The sequence below is a fragment of the Pseudomonas sp. GQ91 genome, from assembly GCF_059758795.1.
The window spans coordinates 167,954-187,875 of record NZ_JCAXED010000014.1; the positions used below are offsets into that span (position 1 = coordinate 167,954).

20 protein-coding genes are annotated in these 19,922 nt (G+C 60.6%); 8 read left to right on the plus strand and 12 right to left on the minus strand.

Annotated elements, in window-relative coordinates; genetic code table 11:
- Positions 1-145: 145 nt before the first annotated feature.
- The gene (gene kynU / locus AC6CIA_RS20910) at positions 146-1,396 is read right to left on the minus strand and encodes a kynureninase (RefSeq protein ID WP_498314755.1); all 1,251 of its coding nucleotides are present in this window, start codon (positions 1,394-1,396) and stop codon (positions 146-148) included.
- A gap of 142 nt (positions 1,397-1,538) precedes the next feature.
- Here kynU and AC6CIA_RS20915 point away from each other — a divergent pair, with 142 nt between their 5' ends.
- On the plus strand, positions 1,539-2,012 hold the full coding sequence (locus AC6CIA_RS20915; RefSeq protein WP_084379014.1) for an Lrp/AsnC family transcriptional regulator: 474 nt from the start codon (positions 1,539-1,541) through the stop codon (positions 2,010-2,012).
- Between the two features lie 306 nt (positions 2,013-2,318).
- Here AC6CIA_RS20915 and catA read toward each other — a convergent pair whose 3' ends face one another.
- From catA to AC6CIA_RS20930, 3 genes are read right to left on the minus strand one after another with little or no spacing between them, the layout of a single operon-like run.
- Positions 2,319-3,248 carry a catechol 1,2-dioxygenase gene (catA, locus tag AC6CIA_RS20920; protein WP_498314757.1) on the minus strand — a complete coding sequence of 310 codons (930 nt, stop codon included), beginning with the start codon at positions 3,246-3,248 and terminating at the stop codon, positions 2,319-2,321.
- Between the two features lie 42 nt (positions 3,249-3,290).
- Positions 3,291-3,581, minus strand: a complete 291-nt coding sequence (gene catC / locus AC6CIA_RS20925) for a muconolactone Delta-isomerase (protein WP_498314759.1) — start codon at positions 3,579-3,581, stop codon at positions 3,291-3,293.
- Positions 3,582-3,597: 16 nt separating this feature from the next.
- Complete coding sequence (locus tag AC6CIA_RS20930) at positions 3,598-4,722, minus strand: muconate cycloisomerase family protein (RefSeq protein ID WP_498314760.1); 1,125 nt, start codon at positions 4,720-4,722, stop codon at positions 3,598-3,600.
- 114 nt (positions 4,723-4,836) lie between these two features.
- On the opposite strand from AC6CIA_RS20930, the gene AC6CIA_RS20935 reads away from it, so the two are divergent.
- Positions 4,837-5,712 (plus strand): LysR family transcriptional regulator, encoded by an 876-nt coding sequence (locus tag AC6CIA_RS20935; RefSeq protein WP_339531125.1) that lies wholly within the window; start codon positions 4,837-4,839, stop codon positions 5,710-5,712.
- A gap of 135 nt (positions 5,713-5,847) precedes the next feature.
- Here AC6CIA_RS20935 and AC6CIA_RS20940 read toward each other — a convergent pair whose 3' ends face one another.
- The gene (locus tag AC6CIA_RS20940) at positions 5,848-6,849 is read right to left on the minus strand and encodes an AraC family transcriptional regulator (RefSeq protein WP_498314763.1); all 1,002 of its coding nucleotides are present in this window, start codon (positions 6,847-6,849) and stop codon (positions 5,848-5,850) included.
- Positions 6,850-7,157: 308 nt separating this feature from the next.
- Here AC6CIA_RS20940 and antA point away from each other — a divergent pair, with 308 nt between their 5' ends.
- The 4 genes from antA (at position 7,158) to AC6CIA_RS20960 (ending at position 11,666) form a co-directional block, all read left to right on the plus strand.
- Positions 7,158-8,549: an anthranilate 1,2-dioxygenase large subunit gene (gene antA / locus AC6CIA_RS20945; protein WP_498314765.1), complete on the plus strand. Its 1,392-nt coding sequence runs from the start codon at positions 7,158-7,160 to the stop codon at positions 8,547-8,549.
- The gene (gene antB / locus AC6CIA_RS20950) at positions 8,549-9,040 is read left to right on the plus strand and encodes an anthranilate 1,2-dioxygenase small subunit (RefSeq protein ID WP_498314791.1); all 492 of its coding nucleotides are present in this window, start codon (positions 8,549-8,551) and stop codon (positions 9,038-9,040) included. The genes antA and antB overlap by 1 nt, the downstream gene beginning before the upstream one ends.
- Before the next feature lie 143 nt (positions 9,041-9,183).
- Entirely contained in the window at positions 9,184-10,191 is a 1,008-nt protein-coding gene (gene antC / locus AC6CIA_RS20955; protein ID WP_498314766.1) for an anthranilate 1,2-dioxygenase electron transfer component AntC, read from the plus strand.
- Between the two features lie 71 nt (positions 10,192-10,262).
- On the plus strand, positions 10,263-11,666 hold the full coding sequence (locus tag AC6CIA_RS20960) for an amino acid permease (protein WP_498314768.1): 1,404 nt from the start codon (positions 10,263-10,265) through the stop codon (positions 11,664-11,666).
- Between the two features lie 221 nt (positions 11,667-11,887).
- Here the strand turns inward: AC6CIA_RS20960 and kynA are convergent, their stop codons facing one another.
- Positions 11,888-12,745: a tryptophan 2,3-dioxygenase gene (gene kynA / locus AC6CIA_RS20965; protein ID WP_339531134.1), complete on the minus strand. Its 858-nt coding sequence runs from the start codon at positions 12,743-12,745 to the stop codon at positions 11,888-11,890.
- Positions 12,742-13,392 (minus strand): arylformamidase, encoded by a 651-nt coding sequence (kynB, locus tag AC6CIA_RS20970; RefSeq protein ID WP_498314770.1) that lies wholly within the window; start codon positions 13,390-13,392, stop codon positions 12,742-12,744. The genes kynA and kynB overlap by 4 nt, the downstream gene beginning before the upstream one ends.
- Before the next feature lie 250 nt (positions 13,393-13,642).
- On the opposite strand from kynB, the gene AC6CIA_RS20975 reads away from it, so the two are divergent.
- Positions 13,643-13,987, plus strand: a complete 345-nt coding sequence (locus AC6CIA_RS20975; protein ID WP_029299917.1) for a cupin domain-containing protein — start codon at positions 13,643-13,645, stop codon at positions 13,985-13,987.
- Positions 13,988-14,036: 49 nt separating this feature from the next.
- On the opposite strand, the gene mmsB is transcribed toward AC6CIA_RS20975, so the two are convergent.
- Together mmsB and AC6CIA_RS20985 are read right to left on the minus strand one after the other, a co-directional pair.
- Positions 14,037-14,924, minus strand: a complete 888-nt coding sequence (gene mmsB / locus AC6CIA_RS20980; protein WP_498314772.1) for a 3-hydroxyisobutyrate dehydrogenase — start codon at positions 14,922-14,924, stop codon at positions 14,037-14,039.
- A gap of 14 nt (positions 14,925-14,938) precedes the next feature.
- Complete coding sequence (locus AC6CIA_RS20985) at positions 14,939-16,465, minus strand: CoA-acylating methylmalonate-semialdehyde dehydrogenase (RefSeq protein ID WP_498314774.1); 1,527 nt, start codon at positions 16,463-16,465, stop codon at positions 14,939-14,941.
- Between the two features lie 126 nt (positions 16,466-16,591).
- Here AC6CIA_RS20985 and AC6CIA_RS20990 point away from each other — a divergent pair, with 126 nt between their 5' ends.
- Positions 16,592-17,539, plus strand: coding sequence for a LysR family transcriptional regulator (locus AC6CIA_RS20990; RefSeq protein WP_498314776.1), 948 nt, complete (start codon positions 16,592-16,594; stop codon positions 17,537-17,539).
- Positions 17,540-17,560: 21 nt separating this feature from the next.
- On the opposite strand, the gene yfiB is transcribed toward AC6CIA_RS20990, so the two are convergent.
- Genes yfiB through yfiR form a run of 3 tightly spaced genes read right to left on the minus strand, consistent with a single transcriptional unit; the run spans position 17,561 to position 19,894 of the window.
- Positions 17,561-18,052 (minus strand): outer membrane lipoprotein YfiB, encoded by a 492-nt coding sequence (gene yfiB / locus AC6CIA_RS20995; protein WP_498314778.1) that lies wholly within the window; start codon positions 18,050-18,052, stop codon positions 17,561-17,563.
- Positions 18,053-18,056: 4 nt separating this feature from the next.
- A complete protein-coding gene (dgcN, locus tag AC6CIA_RS21000; protein ID WP_339533291.1) occupies positions 18,057-19,325 on the minus strand; it encodes a diguanylate cyclase DgcN/YfiN in 1,269 nt (422 codons plus the stop codon).
- Positions 19,322-19,894, minus strand: coding sequence for a regulatory sequestration protein YfiR (yfiR, locus tag AC6CIA_RS21005; RefSeq protein WP_498314780.1), 573 nt, complete (start codon positions 19,892-19,894; stop codon positions 19,322-19,324). Before yfiR ends, dgcN begins: the two co-directional genes overlap by 4 nt.
- Positions 19,895-19,922 lie beyond the last annotated feature (28 nt).

A 19,922-nucleotide genomic window follows, 5' to 3' on the forward strand; every position in this document is an offset into this window, starting at 1 on the left:
TTACTGCAGCGTGAATCTGTATGGAAACACTCAATCCCATGTGGGAGCGGGCTTGCTCGCGATAGCGGACTGTCAGTTGAAGCCTATGTATCTGATCCGCCGCAATCGCGAGCGAGCCCGCTCCCACATGGGGTTTGTGGTGTTCTCAGGTGACGCTGTGGCGCACTTTGAATTGCGGCTGGTCCCAGGTTTTGCCATCGAGGATTTCGCCGAGGATTTCTACCGCATCCCACACCTCGGTGAAGCGGGTGTATAGCGGGGTAAAGCCAAAGCGCATGATCTTCGGCTCGCGATAATCGCCAATCACGCCACGGGCGATTAGTGCCTGGACGATGGCGTAGCCTTGCGGATGTTCAAAGCTCACATGACTGCCACGCCTGGCATGGTCGAGCGGGGTAATCAGCGTCAGGTCATGGGCGGCGCAACGGCTTTGCACCCGCTCGATGAACAGGTCACTCAACGCCAGGGATTTGGTGCGCAGGCTAGCCATATCGGTCTGGGCAAAAATATCCAGGCCACATTCAACCATCGCCAGCGAGGTAATCGGCTGGGTCCCGCAGAGGTAACGGGTGATGCCTTGGCCCGGCGCATACTGAGGCTCCATCGCGAACTGCCGGCTATGCCCGAACCAGCCCGACAACGGCTGGCGCGCACACTCCACCAGCGCCGGGTTGACCCAGGCAAACGCCTGCGAACCCGGCCCGCCGTTGAGGTATTTGTAGGTGCAGCCGATAGCGTAATCGGCCCTCGCCTGATGCAGATCGATCGGCACCGCGCCGGCCGAATGCGCCAGGTCCCAGATGGTCAACGCGCCACATTCATGGCTCAGGGCCGTCAGCGCCTGCATGTCATGCATGTAGCCGGTCTTGTAGTTGACGTGGGTGATCATCACCACCGCCGTGTCCTCGGCGATGGCTTGCGGCAACTCCTCGGGACTGTTGACCAGACGCAGGGAATAACCCTGCTGCAGCAACTCGGCCAGGCCTTCGGCGATGTACAGGTCGGTCGGGAAGTTGCTGGCCTCGCTGACGATGACCTTGCGCTGCGGCTGGCGTTGACGCTGCACGGTCACCGCGGCACTGAGTACCTTGAACAGGTTGATGGAAGTGGTATCGGTAATCACCACTTCAGCGTCGCGCGCACCGATCAGCGGCGCCAAGCGATTGCCCAGGCGCTGTGCCAGGTCGGCCCAGCCGGCACTGTTCCAACTGCGGATCAAACCATTGCCCCACTCTTCGACGATCACCGCTTGCGCACGCGCCAACGCCGCCACCGGACGCGCACCGAGGGAGTTGCCATCGAGGTAGATCACCCCGTCGGGCAGGGCGAACTGCTCGCGCAAGGGGGCCAGGGGATCCTGTTCATCGAGGGCCAGGCAATGGGTTCGGGTGGTCATGATCAATCCTGTTCTTGTAGTGACAATGAGCCAAATAATGAACGAACTTTTAGAGAATTTTCGTGCAAAGTGCGCGGCAACAGGCTAATTAAGCTGTAGGAAATTCGAATTTAACCGGTAAATACGTGGATTTATTCTAATCATGATGCTTGACGCCACCGACCTGCGCCTTCTGCACTTCCTGCAACAGGATGGGCGTATCAGCAACCAGGAATTGGCGGAGAAGGTCGCCCTGTCGCCGTCCGCCTGCCTGCGCCGTTTGCGCCTGCTGGAGAGCGAGGGAGTCATCAGTGGCTATCGCGCCGTGCTCAATGCCGAACAGTTGGGCATTGAACTGGAAGCCATCGTCCACCTGTCGTTGCGTCAGGACGTGGAGGATTGGCACGAGACGTTTATCAAGAAGGTCCAGGGCTGGCCGGAAGTGGCCAGCGCCTACGTGATCACCGGCGCCAGCAACTATGTATTGCGGGTCCAGGCGCGCAACCTCAAGCACTTTTCGGACTTTATCGTGAACCACCTGAACCGCACGGCGGGGGTGATGGATATACGCTCGGAGATTGTGCTGCAGAAGATCAAGGATCGGGATGACGTGTTGGACCTGGTGGTGCGCAAGTGAGGTGGGGTGTCAGGGTAGACCGCCCCTCACCCTAACCCTCTCCCGGAGGTCATAGGTATCTACACAACTTTCAGAAACTGACGAACGTCCCTGTGGCGAGCGGGCTTGTCCCGCGTAGGGCTGCGAAGCTGCCCCAAAAAACAGCCGCTACGGCGTCTCTGACACACCGCATTCGGCTTACTGGGACTGCTTCGCAGCCCTAGGTGGGACAAGCCCGCTCGCCACAACAGCCCTATCTGCCTGGATTTAAGCGTTGAGGCAAAGTTGTGTAGATACCTATGCCCAGAGGGGAGAGGGGACCGCGCGTCAATCCTCCAACGCCCGCACCCGCTGCATGCGCTTCTGCTCCACCGCCGCCACCGCCGGCTGCAGTTCGAAGTCAAAATCAATCTGCGCAAACTGGCCTTCCACGCCAAACTCACGCGCCAGTACCTGATCCTCGCTGAAGCGAATCTCTGCGATCAATTCATCCCGCGTCGCATAAGCAAAATCATCATGCAGGTACGGATCGCCCGACAGGTTGATCTGCGTGGTCAGGTGCCGGTGGCCCGGCGCCGAGATGAAGAAGTGGATATGCGCCGGCCGCTGGCCATGGCGCCCCAATTGATCAAGTAACTGCTGAGTCGGACCGGTCGGCGGGCAACCGTAGCCGGACGGCACGATGCTGCGAAAACGGTAATTGCCCTGGGCATCGGTTTCGATCCGGCGCCGCAGGTTGAATTCCGATTGGCTGCCGTCGAACCAGGAGTAGGTGCCACCGGTGTTGGCTTGCCACACATCGACAATCGCGCCAGCCACGGGCTTGCCCTGGATGTCCCGTACCTGACCGCGCATGAACAGCGGCACGCCCGGATCGAGTCCGTCATCCAGCCGCGCCTCGTACTTGGACAGCGGCGCACCCGCCACATACAGCGGCCCTTCGATGGTGCGCGGGGTGCCGCCGGATTTGCCGGCTTGCTCGTCCGCCGCATCCATCAACAGGTCCAGGTAATGCTCCAGGCCCAGGCCGGCGACGAGCAGCCCGGCTTCCTGGTTCTTGCCCAATTCATTGAGGTAATTGACCGCCTTCCAGAACTCTTCCGGGGTCACTTCCAGGTCTTCAATGATGTTCACCGTATCCCGCAGGATTCGGTAGATCAGCGCCTTCGCCCGCGGGTTGCCGGCGTCGTTGAAGTTACCGCTGACTTCTTCGAGAAATTGTTGGGCGTGGGCAGTCTGGGACAGTCGAATGGACATGGTGCACTCCTCATCTTGTAATTATCAGGTGGCTAAACAGACTCAGCGATCATCCTCGTGGATCGAAGAGGGATGCCGGCACAGGGCGTTCACTTCGATAGCCATGTAGGGGTACAACGGCAGTTGCATCAGCAGGTCGTGCAGTTCTTGCGTGCTGTCGACATCGAACACGCTGTAATTGGCGTACAGCCCGGCGATACGCCACAGGTGGCGCCATTTGCCTTGTTGCTGCAGGCGCTGCGCGAGGGCTTTTTCGTCGGCCTTGAGCGCGGCGGCGCGCTCCGGGTTCATGTCGAGGGGGAGATTCACGGTCATTTTTACGTGGAATAGCATCGCAGGCGTCCTCTTGTCATTGGTCGCGACGGAAGAACGCCAGGCGCTCTTCATCGATAGCCAGGCCCAGGCCGGGCGCGGTCGAGACATGCAGCTGGAAATCACGGTACAGCGGCGGCTCGGTGAGAATGTCTTCAGTGAGCAGCAGCGGGCCGAACAGTTCGGTCCCCCACGCGAGCGTGTTCAGTGTGAGAAAGGCATGGGCCGAGGCCAAGGTGCCGATCCCCCCTTCGAGCATGGTGCCGCCATACAGGCCGACGCCGGCCGCCTCGGCAATCATCGCCGTGCGCAGCACCGCGCGCGGGCCGCCGTTTTTCGCGATCTTCAGCGCAAACACCGAGGCTGCGCCTTCGCGGGCCAGGTTGAAGGCGTCTTCGACGCATTCGATGGATTCGTCGGCCATGATCGGTGCCGGGCTCGACTGGTTGAGCCGCGCCATGCCGCCCCGGTTATTGCGCGAGATCGGCTGTTCGATCAGGTCGATGCCGTTATCCCCCAACACCTTGCAGGCACGCAGGGCGACAGCTTCGTCCCAGGCCTGGTTGACGTCGACCCTGACACTGGCACGTTCGCCCAGGGCTTTTTTAATCGCAATGACGTGCGTCAGATCCTGACCCACTTCACCGGCGCCAATCTTCAATTTGAAGATGCGATGACGGCGCAGGTCGAGCATTTTCTCAGCTTCGGCAATGTCTTTTCCGGTGTCGCCACTGGCCAGCGTCCACGCCACCGGCAAGGCATCGCGCACACGGCCGCCGAGCAACTCGCTGACCGGCAAGTTCAGGCGTTTACCGAGGGCATCGAGCAAAGCGCTTTCGATACCGGACTTGGCAAACGTATTGCCACGAATGCAGCGCGCCAGACGCAACATCGCGGCGTTGACGTTGTTAGCGTCCTGACCGATCAACAACGGAGCGAAGTGTTGGTCGATATTGGTCTTGATGCTGTCGGGGCTTTCGTTGCCGTAGCTCAGGCCACCGATGGTGGTGGACTCCCCCACGCCTTCGATACCGTCGGCACAGCGCACGCGAATGATCACCAGTGTCTGGTTCTGCATCGTATGCATCGCCAGCTTGTGCGGGCGGATGGTGGGGAGATCGACGATGATGGTTTCGATCGACTCGATGGCACAAATCGGCATGACAATACCCGTTGGGTTTTTTATTGACTGGTGCCGATTCTGTTCCAGTTCTTTCACGGGTTCCAATATAGAATGGGTCTCGAACAATACCTCCAGGGTATGAAAGGGGTCCATATGGAGCTGCGCCATCTGCGTTACTTTCAGGTGCTGGGAGAAACCCTGAACTTCACCCGCGCCGCCGAACGCCTGCACATCGCCCAACCTCCCCTCAGCCGGCAGATCCAGCAGTTGGAAGATGAACTGGGCGTGATCCTGCTGGAACGTGGCCGGCCCTTGCGACTGACCGAAGCCGGGCGTTTTTTCTATGAGCATGCCAATGTGCTGCTGGAACAACTGGGCAAGGTTTGCGACAACACCCGGCGTATCGGCCTGGGACAGAAGACCTGGCTGGGCATCGGGTTTGCACCCTCGACGCTGTATGGCGTATTGCCTGAGCTGATTCGGCGCTTGCGCAGTCATGACGGGCTGGAACTGGAGCTGGGACTGTCGGAAATGACCACGCTGCAACAGATCGAGGCGCTCAAGGCCGGACGCATCGATGTGGGTTTCGGGCGGATACGCATTGACGATCCGGCCATCGTCCAGCGGGTATTGGTGGAAGATCGCCTGGTGGCCGTGTTGCCGGCCAATCACCCGCTCCTGGGTGCACCGGTGACCCTTGCACAACTGGCTGAAGAACCGTTGGTGCTGTACCCCGGCAACCCGCGCCCGAGCTACGCCGACCATGTGCTCGCACTGTTCGACACGCATGGCTTGACGCTCAAGGTGGCGCAATGGACCAACGAGTTGCAGACCGCTATCGGCCTGGTCGGCGCCGGCATCGGTGTGACGCTGGTGCCGGCCTCGGTGCAAATCCTGCATCGGGCAGACATCGACTACACGCCGATTGTCGAAGCCGCCGCGACCTCGCCGATCATTCTCAGCCGACGCGCCAATGACCAGTCGCCGGGGCTCAGTCATTGCCTGCAACTGGTTGAAGAGTTGATCTGAGATTCTTCTCAACTTCGCGCAACTCCAATGTGGGAGGGGCTTGCTCGCGATAGCGGTGGGCCAGTCAACGCATTTGGTGACTGATCCACCGCTATCGCGAGCAAGCCCGCTCCCACATTTTGATCTTGAGTGTGTTCATGTACCGCGCATGCGCCGGGCATCGTTGCGCTGCAAGGTCTGGCTGGGCGACTCATCGAACAGCTCGCGGTACTGCGCCGAGAACCGGCCCAAATGCGTAAAGCCCCAGCCCAGGGCAATTTCGGAGATGGTGCGCGTGGAGGCGTGCTCAAGAATCTCCTGACGCACGGCGCTCAGGCGGTACTTCTTCAGGTAGGCCATCGGCGACAGGGCGAGGTATTTGCGAAACGCGTCGAACAGCTTGAACCGCGACACGCCGGCGGCGGCTTCAAGGTCTTCCAGATGCACGGCTTCGCGCGCATGCTCGTGGATATGCTGGCGCGCGCGGACCAGATAGTGCGGCAACTTGGTGCCCGGCACGCTGCGCAGTTCTGCCGAATAGTTATTCGGTTGCGCGAGGATCAGGCCTTTGATCAGGGAGCTTTCCAGGTCGCGGGTGAAAGCCGCCTGTTCGTACAACTCGCTGCCGTGCGCCAGCTCGGCAATGAAGTAGCGCGCCATGCGCCACCACGCTGCCGAAGCGCCATCCACCGCGTCCATCACCGAGTCAAAACGCAGCGGTGCATCAATCGGCCGCTGCAACAGCCCTTCCAGGGACTCGCTCATCGCCGCACGGGTGATCACCACTTGCAGCTTGCGGCAGTCACCGGAGATCGCCAGCACTTGGTGTTCATTGGGCGAAATGATCACGCCCTGGTCAGGATTGGAACTCAGGCGTTCGCCGCCCCTGCTCAGTTCCTGCTCGCCTCTCAGGGGCAGGCTCAAGCTGTAGCTGCTGAAGTGTTCGGCGTCTTCAATGTCGATGGTGACGTCAGTGCCATATTCAATGATCCCCAAGGTGGTGGCGCGGGACCTGAATACATTGGCGCTGTGGTGAAAACGCAGACGCTCGGGCGTGGCCGTCTCCAGCCGGTGCGGCCCGCAGATGCCGGACATCCAGCTGCGCGCACCTTCAAGGTCGAAACGTTCGATACGTATGTCGCGTGTATGGCTACTCATCAGGCTGCACTCACGGCGGTTATGGCCAGCGCGCTCTGACGGCGCGTCCGTAGGATCAAGGCAAGTTCCACGCCACGCCAGCGGCTTCGCCACTGAGTGGATAGCAACCGCCGACTATCTGGATAAGACCCGGCTTTTTTCGACAGTTGCCTGGCAAGACAGTAGCGCATTGCGTCACCGACCTGCACCTGCGTGGGTATTTGATCCCCAACTATCCGGCCCACCTTCGCGCATTAAGCGGATAGCCCGCTGGCCCTTCCCGCCCGCTAAATGCATCACCGATTGGCCACACAACGAAGGTGCCTCCCATGAGTGGTGCAAGAAACGTCGAGCAGTGGAAAACGTTTATCGAAAGTTGCCTGGATTTTCGTCCGGCCGACGCAGTGTTCCGCATTGCCCGGGACATGTTCACCGAGCCGGAGCTGTTCGATCTGGAGATGGAGCTGATCTTCGAGAAGAACTGGATCTACGCCTGCCACGAAAGCGAATTGGCCAACAACCACGACTTCGTGACCCTGCGCGCCGGGCGCCAACCGATGATCATCACCCGTGACGGCGAAGGTCGCCTCAACGCGCTGATCAATGCCTGCCAGCATCGCGGCACCACCTTGACCCGCGTCGGCAAGGGCAACCAATCCACCTTCACCTGCCCCTTCCACGCCTGGTGCTACAAGAGCGATGGCCGCCTGGTGAAGGTCAAGGCACCAGGGGAATACCCGGAAGGCTTCGACAAGGCGACTCGCGGCCTGAAGAAAGCGCGGATCGAGAGCTATAAAGGCTTTGTGTTCATCAGCCTCGATGTGGCCGGCCGCAACAGCTTGGAAGACTTTCTCGGCGATGCCAGAGTGTTCTTCGACATGATGGTCGCGCAATCCGCCAGCGGTGAGCTGGAAGTGCTGCCGGGCAAATCGGCCTACACCTACGACGGCAACTGGAAGCTGCAAAACGAAAATGGCCTCGACGGTTATCACGTCAGCACCGTGCACTATAACTACGTGGCCACGGTGCAACATCGCCAGCAGGTCAACACTGAAAACGGCAGCGCAACCGGTACGACCCTGGACTACAGCAAGCTTGGCGCGGGCGACAGCAACACCGATGATGGCTGGTTCGCTTTCAACAACGGCCACAGCGTGCTGTTCAGCGACATGCCGAACCCCAGCGTGCGCTCCGGTTACGCCACCATCATGCCGCGCCTGATCGAAGAACATGGCCAGCAAAAGGCCGAGTGGATGATGCACCGCCTGCGCAACCTGAACGTCTATCCCAGCCTGTTTTTCCTCGACCAGATCAGCTCTCAACTGCGGATCATCCGCCCCGTGGCCTGGAACAAGACCGAGATCATCAGCCAGTGCCTGGGGGTGAAGAACGAGTCCGCTGCCGACCGCGAAAACCGCATCCGCCAGTTCGAGGATTTTTTCAACGTGTCCGGCATGGGCACGCCCGACGACCTGGTGGAGTTTCGCGAAGCCCAGCGCGGCTTCCAGGGTCGCCTGGAGCGCTGGAGCGATATCTCCCGGGGCAGTCATCGCTGGCAGACCGGCCCGACGCCGAACAGCGAAGCGATCGGTATCCAGCCGGCCATGACCGGCACCGAATTCACCCACGAAGGGCTGTACGTCAACCAGCACCGCAATTGGCAGAAGTTCCTGCTGGACGGTCTCGACGCTCAATCCTTGAAGCTGCACGAGGTGAAATGATGAAGGCGCAATTGCAGTACCAGGTAGAACAGTTTTTCTACCGCAAATCCGAGCTGTGCGACGCCCAGGACTGGGACGCCTATGTGCAGTTGTTTGACCCGCAGAGCGAGTTTCACTTGCCGCAATGGGACTCGGAGCATGTCTACACTCGCGATCCCAAGCGCGAGATGTCGCTGATCTACTACGCCAACCGCACGGGCCTGGAAGACCGGGTGTTTCGCCTGCGCACCGGCAAGGCCGCGTCGGCCACACCCATGCCGCGCACCCTGCATTTGGTCAGTAACGTGCGCATTGCCGAACAGGCGGACGGGCAACTGGAAGTGCGATTGAACTGGCACACGCTGTTTTATCGGCTGGCCACCTCAGAGCAGTTCTACGGCCATGCCACCTACAGCCTCAGGCCTGAAGGCGACAGCTGGTTGATCACCCGCAAGCACGTGCTGCTGCTCAACGACACCATCAACTCAGTGCTGGATTTCTATCACCTCTGACCTTGCCCCCCAACTGTAGGAGCGCGCTTGCTCGCGAAAAACTCAAGGACGCCGCGTGCATTCAGGATGCTCGCGTCATCGTTAACGTTCTTCGCGAGCAAGCTCGCACCTACAGGTATTACCCAGTCCATGGAGAACGATGGATGAATCATAAAGTGGCCTTCAGTTTTGCCGACGGCAAGACCTTGTTTTTTCCAGTGGGTGCCAACGAAATTCTGCTGGACGCCGCGTTGCGCAATGGCATCAAGATCCCGCTGGATTGCCGCGAAGGTGTCTGCGGGACTTGCCAGGGTCGCTGCGAGTCCGGCGAATACAGCCAGGATTACGTGGATGACGAGGCGCTTTCCAGCCTTGATCTGCAACAGCGAAAAATGCTCAGTTGCCAGACCCGGGTCAAATCCGATGCGGCGTTTTACTTCGACTTTGATTCGAGCCTGTGCAATGCACCGGGCCCCGTACAGCTCACCGGCAAGGTTTGCGAGGTGCGGCAGGTCTCGGCCAGCACCGCGATTGTGCAGGTACAACTTGAGCAAGCCCTGGACTTTCTACCGGGCCAATACGCGCGTCTGTCGGTTCCTGGCAGCCACAGCCAGCGCTCCTATTCCTTCGCCAACCGGCCGGGCAGTCGCCTGCAGTTTCTGATCCGCCTGCTGCCAGAGGGGGTCATGAGCAATTACATCCGCGAGCGTTGCCAGGTGGGTGACGAGCTGCAGTTGGAGGCGCCGTTGGGGGCCTTCTATTTAAGGCACGTCAGCCAACCGCTGGTGCTGGTGGCGGGCGGTACCGGGCTCTCGGCGTTGCTGGGCATGCTCGATGAACTGGTCGAACGCGGATGCGCCCAACCGGTGCATCTGTATTACGGTGTACGCGGCGCAGAGGATTTGTGTGAAGCCGAGCGCATCAAGGCCTATGCGGAGAAACTCCAGGGCTTTCGCTACACCGAAGTGTTGAGCGACCCGGCGTCGCAGTGGACCGGCAAACGCGGCTATCTGACCGAGCATTTCGACATGACCGAATTGCGGGATAGAACGGCCGATATGTACGTCTGCGGGCCCCCTCCAATGGTCGACTCGATCAAAAACTGGCTGCAGGATCAGGCACTTGATGGTGTTCAGCTGTATTACGAAAAGTTTACCGAGAGTAATATCTGAGCCCTCAGCAGTGAGGGGCGGGTCTGGCGTGCAGGATCACCCCTGAAAAAAACAAGTAGAAGGGAATGTTAATGGCGGATGACATGGTTAACCCGGTAGGCCTCAAGCGTGGCCTGAAAAACCGGCATATTCAGCTGATTGCCCTGGGAGGGGCGATTGGCACGGGCTTGTTCCTCGGTTCGGCCGGGGTGCTCAAGTCGGCGGGGCCGTCGATGATCCTGGGCTATGCGATCGCCGGTTTCATCGCATTCCTGATCATGCGCCAGTTGGGCGAGATGATTGTCGAGGAGCCGGTTGCCGGTTCCTTCAGTCACTTCGCCCACAAATACTGGGGCGGTTATGCGGGTTTCCTCGCGGGCTGGAACTACTGGGTCCTGTATGTACTGGTGGGCATGGCGGAACTGACCGCAGTGGGTAAATACATCCAGTTCTGGTGGCCGGAAGTGCCGACCTGGGCCAGCGCCGTGGTGTTTTTCATCGCGGTCAACTTGATCAACACCCTGAACGTGAAGTTCTTCGGCGAGACCGAGTTCTGGTTCGCGATCATCAAGGTGGTGGCGATTCTCGGCATGATCGTGCTCGGCTGCTACCTGCTGTTCAGCGGCACCGGTGGCCCGCAGGCGTCGATCAGCAACCTGTGGGACCACGGCGGCTTCTTCCCGAATGGCGGCATGGGGCTGCTGATGGCCATGGCGTTCATCATGTTCTCGTTCGGTGGCCTGGAGTTGGTGGGAATTACCGCCGCCGAAGCCAGCGAGCCGCGCAAGGTGATCCCCAAGGCAATCAATCAGGTGGTGTACCGGATCCTGATTTTCTACGTCGGCGCGCTGACCGTGCTGCTGTCGCTGTACCCGTGGGATCAACTGCTGCAGACCCTGGGCGCTTCCGGCGACGCCTACAGCGGCAGCCCGTTCGTGCAGATCTTCTCGCTGATCGGCAATGACGCCGCCGCACACATCCTCAACTTCGTGGTGCTGACCGCGGCATTGTCGGTGTACAACAGCGGCGTGTACTGCAACAGCCGCATGCTGTTCGGCCTGGCCGAGCAAGGCGACGCGCCGAAGGCGCTGATGAAGCTCAACAAGCAAGGCGTTCCCCTGCGCGCGCTGGGCATTTCCGCGGCAGTGACCTTGTTGTGCGTGGTGATCAACTATGTCGCACCGCATGACGCGCTGGAACTGTTGTTTGCCCTGGTGGTTGCCTCGCTGATGATCAATTGGGCGCTGATCAGCCTGACCCACATCAAGTTCCGCAAGGCCATGGGCGAGCAAGGCGTGGTGCCGTCGTTCAAGACGTTCTGGTTCCCGTTCAGCAATTACCTGTGCCTGGCGTTCATGGTGATGATCATCGGCGTGATGCTGGCGATTCCGGGCATTCGCTCCTCGGTGTATGCGATGCCAGTGTGGGTGGGGATTATTTTTGTCGCGTACTGGTTGCGCAGGAAGAAGGCCAAGGCGCTTGCCGTCGCGCAGTAAACCCCGTGGCAAGGGGCGTCCCGTGGAGAGGGGGCTTGTCCTGTGGTGAGGTGGCTTGTCCTGTGGCGAGGGGGCTTGTCCTGTGGCGAGGGGGCTTGTCCCCCGTTGGGCTGCGCAGCAGCCCTCAAACCTGCCCCCCGGTTTGACTGGACGAACGGGGAGGCCTTTTTGGGGCTGCTACGCAGCCCAACGGGGGACAAGCCCCCTCGCCACAAGGTTTTTTAGAGTGAGGAACGCACTCGCCAGAGTTCCGGGAACAGCACGGTATCGAGCATTTTGCGCAGGTAACCGACACCTTCGGTGCCACCGGTGCCAGGCTGGAAACCGATAATCCGTTCCACGGTGGTGACATGGCGAAAGCGCCACTGGCGGAAGGAATCTTCCAGGTCGATGAATTTTTCGGCCAGTTGGTACAAGTCCCAATAACGGCTCGGATCGCGATAGACCTCGCGCCACGCCGCTTCTACGGAAGCATCGTGCACCGTGGGGGCCGTCGGGTCACGCTCGGCGCGCTGCGGATCGATGGCAAGGCCGGCCTTGGCCATCAGGTTGACAGCCTCGTCATACAGCGACGGCGTGGCGATCGCCACTTGCAGTTCCTTCAACAGTTCCGGGCGATGGGCGTGGGGACGTAATAGCGCCGAGCTTTTATTGCCGAGGATGAACTCGATTTCCCGGTACTGGAACGACTGGAACCCGGATGACTGCCCCAGAAACGGGCGAATCGACCTGTACTCCGACGGCGTCATGGTCGCCAGCACCGCCCAGGCATGCACCAACTGATCAAAGATCCGCGAGACCCGCGCCAGCATCTTGAACGCCGGCGGCAACTCACCCTGGCGTACGTGTTCGCGAGCGGCCTTGAGTTCGTGAAGCATCAGCTTCATCCACAGCTCGGACGTCTGGTGCTGAATGATGAACAGCATTTCGTTGTGGTCCGGCGATAGCGGATGCTGGGCGCTCAGCACGCGCCCCAGATCGAGGTAGTCGCCGTAGCTCATGGACTCGGAAAAATTCAGCTCGGCGTTGTGCCATTCTTCCGGTGGCTGGTAATCAGGCGAGAAAGGACATTGGCTCATCGCGTGGGCTCCTTGAGCGGGCGCAGGATTGCGCGTACCGGGCTGGCATCGAGGTTGGCAAAACGCAGCGGCAAAGCGATCAACTCGTAATCACCTTCGGGCACATCGTCGAGGACGATGCCTTCGAGAATCGCCATGCCGTGACGAGCCACAGCGTTGTGGGCATCCATGGTTTTGGATTGTTGCGGGTCCAGGGACGGGGTGTCGATACCGATCAAGCGCACACCGAGGCCGGCCAGCAGTTCAACGGTGTCTGGGGCGACCGCGGTGAAATTCGAGTCCCAGGTGGCCAAGGGCACCTGCTGATAAGTACGCAACAGCACCCGTTCCGGCAGATTCTCCAGGCGCCCTTGCAACTGCTGCGGCTGCACCAGCGCACCGCTGTCGAGGCAATACAGCACCCGGCATGGGCCAAGGTACACCTCCAGCGAAACCTCACCGATCGGCGCGCCGTCAGCGCTGTAATGCAAAGGCGCATCGACATGGGCACCGGTGTGGGGCGACAAGGTAATGCGGCCGACATTCACGGGGCATTCGGGACCGAACTGCCAGACCCGCTCTTCCTGGAACGGCGTATCTCCCGGCCAGGTCGGGGTCGCTGTACTCAAGGGAGGGCTGATATCCCACCACGTTTTTATTGGATTCATACACGGCTCTCGGTTGTTTCTGCAGTGAATGATACGAGGGCCCGCTGTAAATAATCTTGCGTATTCCAGCGCAAAGCGCGATTTCTTTCGAACTTACTGCGAACAAACAGCGATTTTCTGGAGGGATATTTCATCCAGCCACGCTCGCGATTCAGCTGCGCTTCTGGACATCTCGATGTCGAGTTCAGACCACTGGCAAACCGGCCGGCGCTATAGGGTTGGAATTCTCTTTTCCTGCCTCGGAGTCATCATGTCCCAGCCCATCACCGTTCTGCGTGATACCCATCCCCTGCCGGTCCTGGATGCCTGCAAATGGGAAAAACTCGAAGGCGACCCGCACACCGTCAATCTCAATGCCTACACCAGCGAAGACGGCAGCAAAATCATGGGCACCTGGATCTGCACCCCCGGCAAATGGCGGGTGGAGTATGTGAAGTGGGAGTACTGCCACTTTCAGGAAGGTTACTGCGTGATCACCCCGGATGGCCTGGAACCGATTCACTTGAGGGCCGGGGATATCTTCGTCGTGGAGCCGGGGATGAAGGGTACGTGGGAGGTGGTCGAGACCGTGCGCAAGTATTTTGTTTTTGCCTGACCGCCAAAAACCCGAGAGCCCGCCCGACGCGGGCTCTCGGAAAAATCCCCTATTGGGGTTTGCGATAGCTGTTGATGATTGCCGAGAAGTCCTTGCCACCTTCCCCACGCTGGCTCATCGACTGATACAACTGCTGCGCCACTGCGCCAAGCACGACAGGCTGATGAACCTGGCGGGCGGCTTCAGTGGCCAGGCCCAGGTCCTTGAGCATCAGTTCCGCACCGAAACCACCGGTGTAGCCCCGGGATGCCGGCGCGGTGTCGATGACGCCTGGCCATGGATTGTAGGTGTCTGAACTCCAGCAACGCCCGGTGGAGCTGTTGATGATCCCGGCCAGCACTTGGGTGTCGATACCCAGCGCATCTCCCAGCGCCATGGCTTCACTGACACCAACCATGGTGATCCCCAACAACAGGTTGTTGCAGATCTTGGCGATTTGCCCGGTGCCGACTTCACCGCAGTGAACAATGTTGCGGCCCATCTGGGCCAGCACCGGCTGCAGGACGGCGAACAATTCAGGGGTGGCGCCGACCATGAAAGTCAGCGTCCCGGCCTGGGCACCGCCGGTGCCACCGGAAACCGGCGCATCGGCCATGGCCACGCCGTGCTTGGCGGCGGCAGCGGCTACATCGCGAGCGGTTTGCGGGTCGATGGTGCTGCAGTCCACCGCCGGGATACCTTCGCCGATGCCGGCGAGGACACCCTCTTCACCGAGCCAGACACCACGCACATGCGCCGCAGCCGGGAGCATGGTAATCACCAATTCCGCACCTTGGGCCGCATCGCGGGGCGAGGCGCTGACGGTGCCGCCCAACGCCGCCAACTCATTGAGCACGCTCTGGTTCAAGTCAAACAGGTTCAGCGCATGGCCGGCCTTGATCAGGTTGCGCGCCATCGGCGCGCCCATATTGCCCAGGCCGATAAATGCAATCTTCATGATCGTCTCCTCGATCAACGCAGGTTGATGGTGGTGTTGACGCCATCGTTGACGCTGTCATCGTCGAACCAGCGACTGGTGACAGTTTTGGTCTGGGTGTAGAACTGCACCACCTGCTTGCCGTACGGGCCCAGATCGCCAAGTTTCGAACCACGGGAGCCAGTGAAGCTGAAGATCGGGACCGGCACCGGGATCGGGATGTTGATGCCGACCTGGCCGACGTCGATTTCGCTTTGGAACTTGCGCGCCGCCGCACCGCTTTGGGTAAACAGGCCGGTACCGTTGCCGAACGGATTGGCGTTGACCAGGGCGATCGCCTCATCCAGGGTGTCGACTTCCAGCACCACCAACACTGGGCCGAAGATTTCCTGGGTGTAGATCTGCATGTCGGTGGTCACGCCAGAAAACAGGGTTGGACCGACGAAGTTACCTTGCTCGAACCCCGGCACCTTGATGTCGCGGCCATCGAGTTCCAGCCTGGCGCCTTCTTTCACGCCGCTCTCGATCAAATCGAGGATGCGTGCCTTCGCACGCTTGGAAATCACCGGCCCGACATCGGTGCCGGCTTCACTGCCGGCATTCACTTTGAGTTTCTGCGCCAGGGCCTTGAGGTCCGGCAGCCAGTGTTTGGAGGCGCCCACCAAGACCACCACCGAGGTGGCCATGCAGCGCTGACCGGCGGCACCAAACCCGGCGCCGACCAGAGCGTTGAGGGTTTGCTCGCGGTTGGCATCCGGCAGCACCACCGCGTGGTTCTTGGCGCCCATCATCGCTTGCACGCGCTTGCCGTGTTTGCCGGCCAGGTCGTAGACGTGGGTGCCGACGGCGGTCGAGCCGACGAAAGACACGGCCTTGATATCTTTGTGGGTACAGAGCGCGTCCACCACGTCCTTGCCGCCGTGGACCACGTTCAGCACACCCGCCGGCACGCCGGCTTCGAGCGCCAGTTCTACCAGCATCAGGGTCGACAGCGGGTCCTGCTCCGAGGGTTTGAGCACAAAGGTGTTACCGCAGGCGATCGCCATCGGAAACATCCACAGCGGAATCATCGCCGGGAAGTTGAACGGCGTGATCCCGGCACATACGCCGATGGGTTGGCGCAGGGTGTAGGTGTCGACACCGCCGGCAACGTTCTCGGCAAATTCACCCATTTGCAGAGTGCCGATGGAGCAGGCATGTTCGACCACTTCCAGGCCACGGAAAATATCGCCTTCGGCGTCGGCAATGGTTTTGCCCTGCTCGGCGCTGAGGACCGCGGCGATGCGCTTGGAGTGTTCGCGGATCAAGGCTTGCAGCTTGAGCATGATGCGCATGCGGGCGCCGATAGGCGTCAGCTTCCAGGTCTGGAAAGCGCGCTGGGCGGCATCGATGGCGGCATTGACCTCATCGGCGGTGGCAAACGGCACCCGGGCCAGTACCTCCTGGGTCGCCGGATTGACGATGTCTTGCCACTCGGTGGTGCTGGATTCGACCCACTCGCCGTCGATCAACAGTTTGGCCTGTTGTACGGCGGTATCGGCGGACGTAAGCGATGCGTTCATTAGTGGTCTCCAGATCTTGTAGTTATGCAGAGAGCCGTAGCACGCCTTGAAAAGAGGCGTTCGGACAGTTTTTGGAGTATAGATGTGCAAACTTCCAATAAGAACGCACATAAAAGCCGGTCCAACATGCAAAAAAACATCACGTCGTTGGGGTCGCTGAACTGGGATGACCTGAAGTTTTTCCTCGAAGTGGCCCGCACCCGCAAGGCCAGCATCGCCGCCAAGCGCCTGGCGGTGGACTACACCACCGTGTCGCGGCGCATCAGTTCGCTGGAAGTGTCACTGGGTACGCTGTTGTTCGAAAAATCCCGGACCAGCGGTTTCGTCCTGACCCCCGAAGGCCAGCGCTTGCTGGGCTACGCCGAATCCATCGAAAGCACCCTGCACATGGCGTGCGAACAGGTTTCCGGCTCCGGCGTGGCACTCTCGGGGCATGTGCGCATGGGCTGTACCGAAGGTTTCGGCAGCTTCTTTGTCACCCCGCAGCTCAGTCACTTTGTCGACACCTACCCGGCGATTTCGGTCGACATCCTGCCCCTGCCCCACTTCATCAGCCTGTCCAAGCGCGAAGCCGATATCGTCATCGCCCTGGAGCGTCCGGAACACGGGCCCTACGTCTGCTGCAAACTGTGTGATTACACGTTGCAGTTGTACGCGACCCAGGACTATCTGGACCAACACCCACCGATCCAGCGCCCGGCAGATTTGGCCGACCATTCATTTATCAGCTATGTGGACGACCTGGCGTTCAGCTCGGAGCTGCTGTACCTGGCAAATGTAGTGCCCGGCGCCAGCGCCAGCTTGCGCAGCACCAGCGTGATTGCGCAGTACGTGGCGGCGCAGCAAGGACGATCATTGGCGATCCTGCCGTGCTTCCTGGCGGCGCAGGACCCACGGTTGCTGCCGATATTGGGCGAGGAGCTCACCATCACCCGGCAGTTCTGGATGTACTGCCGGGAAGACCTGCGCAAGCTCAAGCGGATTACCCTGTTGTGGGATTACATCCGCGAGGTGACGGAGCAGAATCAGGCATTGCTGATGGGGCGCACGCGGCACATGGTGTTTGCCGACTAGCGGATGCAGGACGGCGCCGGGTCAGTCGGCAATCACCACAATCGACACCCGCCGATTCTCGGTGCGGCCCGCAACCGTGGTGTTGGGTGCCACGGGCTCGCTGCTGCCCAGGCCACGCAACCGCACGTTCTCTTCTTTCATGCCGACACCCACCAGCACGTCACTCACGCTTTTGGCCCGTCGCAGGGACAGTTGCTGGTTGTAGGTTTCCGGGCCGGAAGCATCGGTGTGACCGTCGACGCGGACACGTTCAATGCCCACACCCAACAACGCCTTGCCGATACGTTCGACGATTTCAGTGCTGGGTTGGTTGAGGGTCTCGACGTCACTGCCGAACAGCACCTTACCCGACAAGCCAAAGGCCCAGCCTTCTTCAGTCAGCTCGAATCCCTGTTGTTTGAGCACCGCGACTTGTGCCGGTGTGAGGCCCTTCGGTGGCGCGGTCTGGCAGCCATTCAGCGCCAGGAGCGCCACAAACAAGGTGATAAACAACATGCGTGCAGTAGAAAACAAGGGATCAACTCCTGTGTTGTACATTGGCGGCGGAGTGCTCCGACTCCGCCGTTTGCTGGCCGCCCTGGGAGAGGCGCTTGGCCTGGTACATCGCCGCGTCGGCGGCGTTGAGCAAGGCGCCGGGAGTGGCGCCATGATCGGGGTACACGGCAACGCCGATACTGAGTGAGGTCAACACTTCTGCGTTGCCGGGCAACTGGATGGGCTGGTCCATGCTGGCAATTATTTTCCCGGCGATCCGCTGAGCATCTTCAGGTTTGTGCAACGGAGAGAGCAGGATCGCAAACTCGTCGCCGCCCAAGCGTGCGACCAAGTCGTTTTCACGTAGTTGCGCGCGAACCCGTGAGGCGACGGCCACCAGCACCGCATCGCCGGCAGCATGGCCGAAGTTGTCGTTAATGTCTTTAAAGCGGTCGCTGTCGAGAAACAGCACGGCTACACGCTCATTGAGTTTGGCCGCGCTGCGCAAGGCGCGCATCAACCGCCCTTCGAAATAGGCCCGGTTGGGCAGTCCGGTCAGGCTATCGTGGGAGGCCAGGTGCGCGAGGGTTTCGTTTTCAGTTTGCAGATGGGTTTGCCAGGCTTCCAACTCGTCAAGCAGGGCATTGAAGTCATTGCCCAGGCTGTCGAGTTCGGCTATCTGCGCCGGCGGCACGCGACGGTCGAAGGCCCGCTCGCTACGGGCCGCGTGAGCCACCGAGGCAAGACTGTGCAAAGGGCCGGTGATATCGCGCAGCATGCGTCGCACCAGATAGATTGCGACCCATCCGCTCAAGGCCGTACAGATCAGGATGCCCGCCAAGCCACTGAGCAGGAAACGCAGCAGGCTGCCGCCGTGCCCACTCAATTCAATGGTGCCGATCTGTTGGCCCTGGTGCAGGATCGGCTGGCTGACCGCCTCCTCGAGCAACGTATGCGCCAGTTCCAGCTCAACCCTGGACAGCATCCCCGTATCCGGACGCATCCAGTGGGCCAAGAGCATCCCGTCGATGTCCAGCACCCGGGCTTCCGCCACCTCTTCGGTGGAGGCAATCAAGGCCAGGGCTTCAGTGGCTGCCGCGCGGTCGTTAAACACTACCGCCGCTTCCACGGTGTAGTTGATGGAGCGGGCGATCAGATGCAGGTTGTGATCGGCATACACCCGCAACGCCAGCACGCCGAGTAGCGTCAGCGACACGCTGGCCATGGCGACCGCCACCAGCGCCACACTCAGGTGCCCTCGGCCGAGGACCGAACGCAACGAGGGACGAGCTGTTACACGCCTTGATTTCATTGCCCGGACGCCCGACGGCGGGACAACTGCAAGACACTGGGATGAATACGTACGCCGCTACGGGCGACCGAGTCGAGGTTGACCTCGAAAGACACCTGCTCGTCCCCCACACGCAGGCAGAACAGGCTGCCCACGGTACATTCGTCGCCGCCCTCGCTAATGCTCAGGACAGGACGGCCGATCAGCGAGGTGAACAGCTGGCTGCGCTCATCCGGGGTCAGCTCGCCGATATACAGCGCATCGCAGGCGCCCGCTATGTCCGGGTTCCCGAGCAACAGGCGCCGTACCCTCACGGGACGTCCGGTGGACTGAGTCGTGCCCTTGACCAAGTCATCGGTATATTGAGTGGGCCCGACGATGCATAAGCGCAGTTGCTCAGGCTCTTGGGGCCAACGGGCGTAACTGAGAATACCCAGCACCACCTGAGTCACGGCCTTCGCACGCTGCTCCGCCATGCTGACGGCGGCCGCCTGGGCACAAACCAGAGGCGTGACCAGGCCGAGAACGGCCAACAGCAGCATTCGGCTTCTGCTCCAACTACGTCCTACGGGCGAGACAGCCACGTTCATGCAGCGATTCTCTTTGAACTTCCGGAGA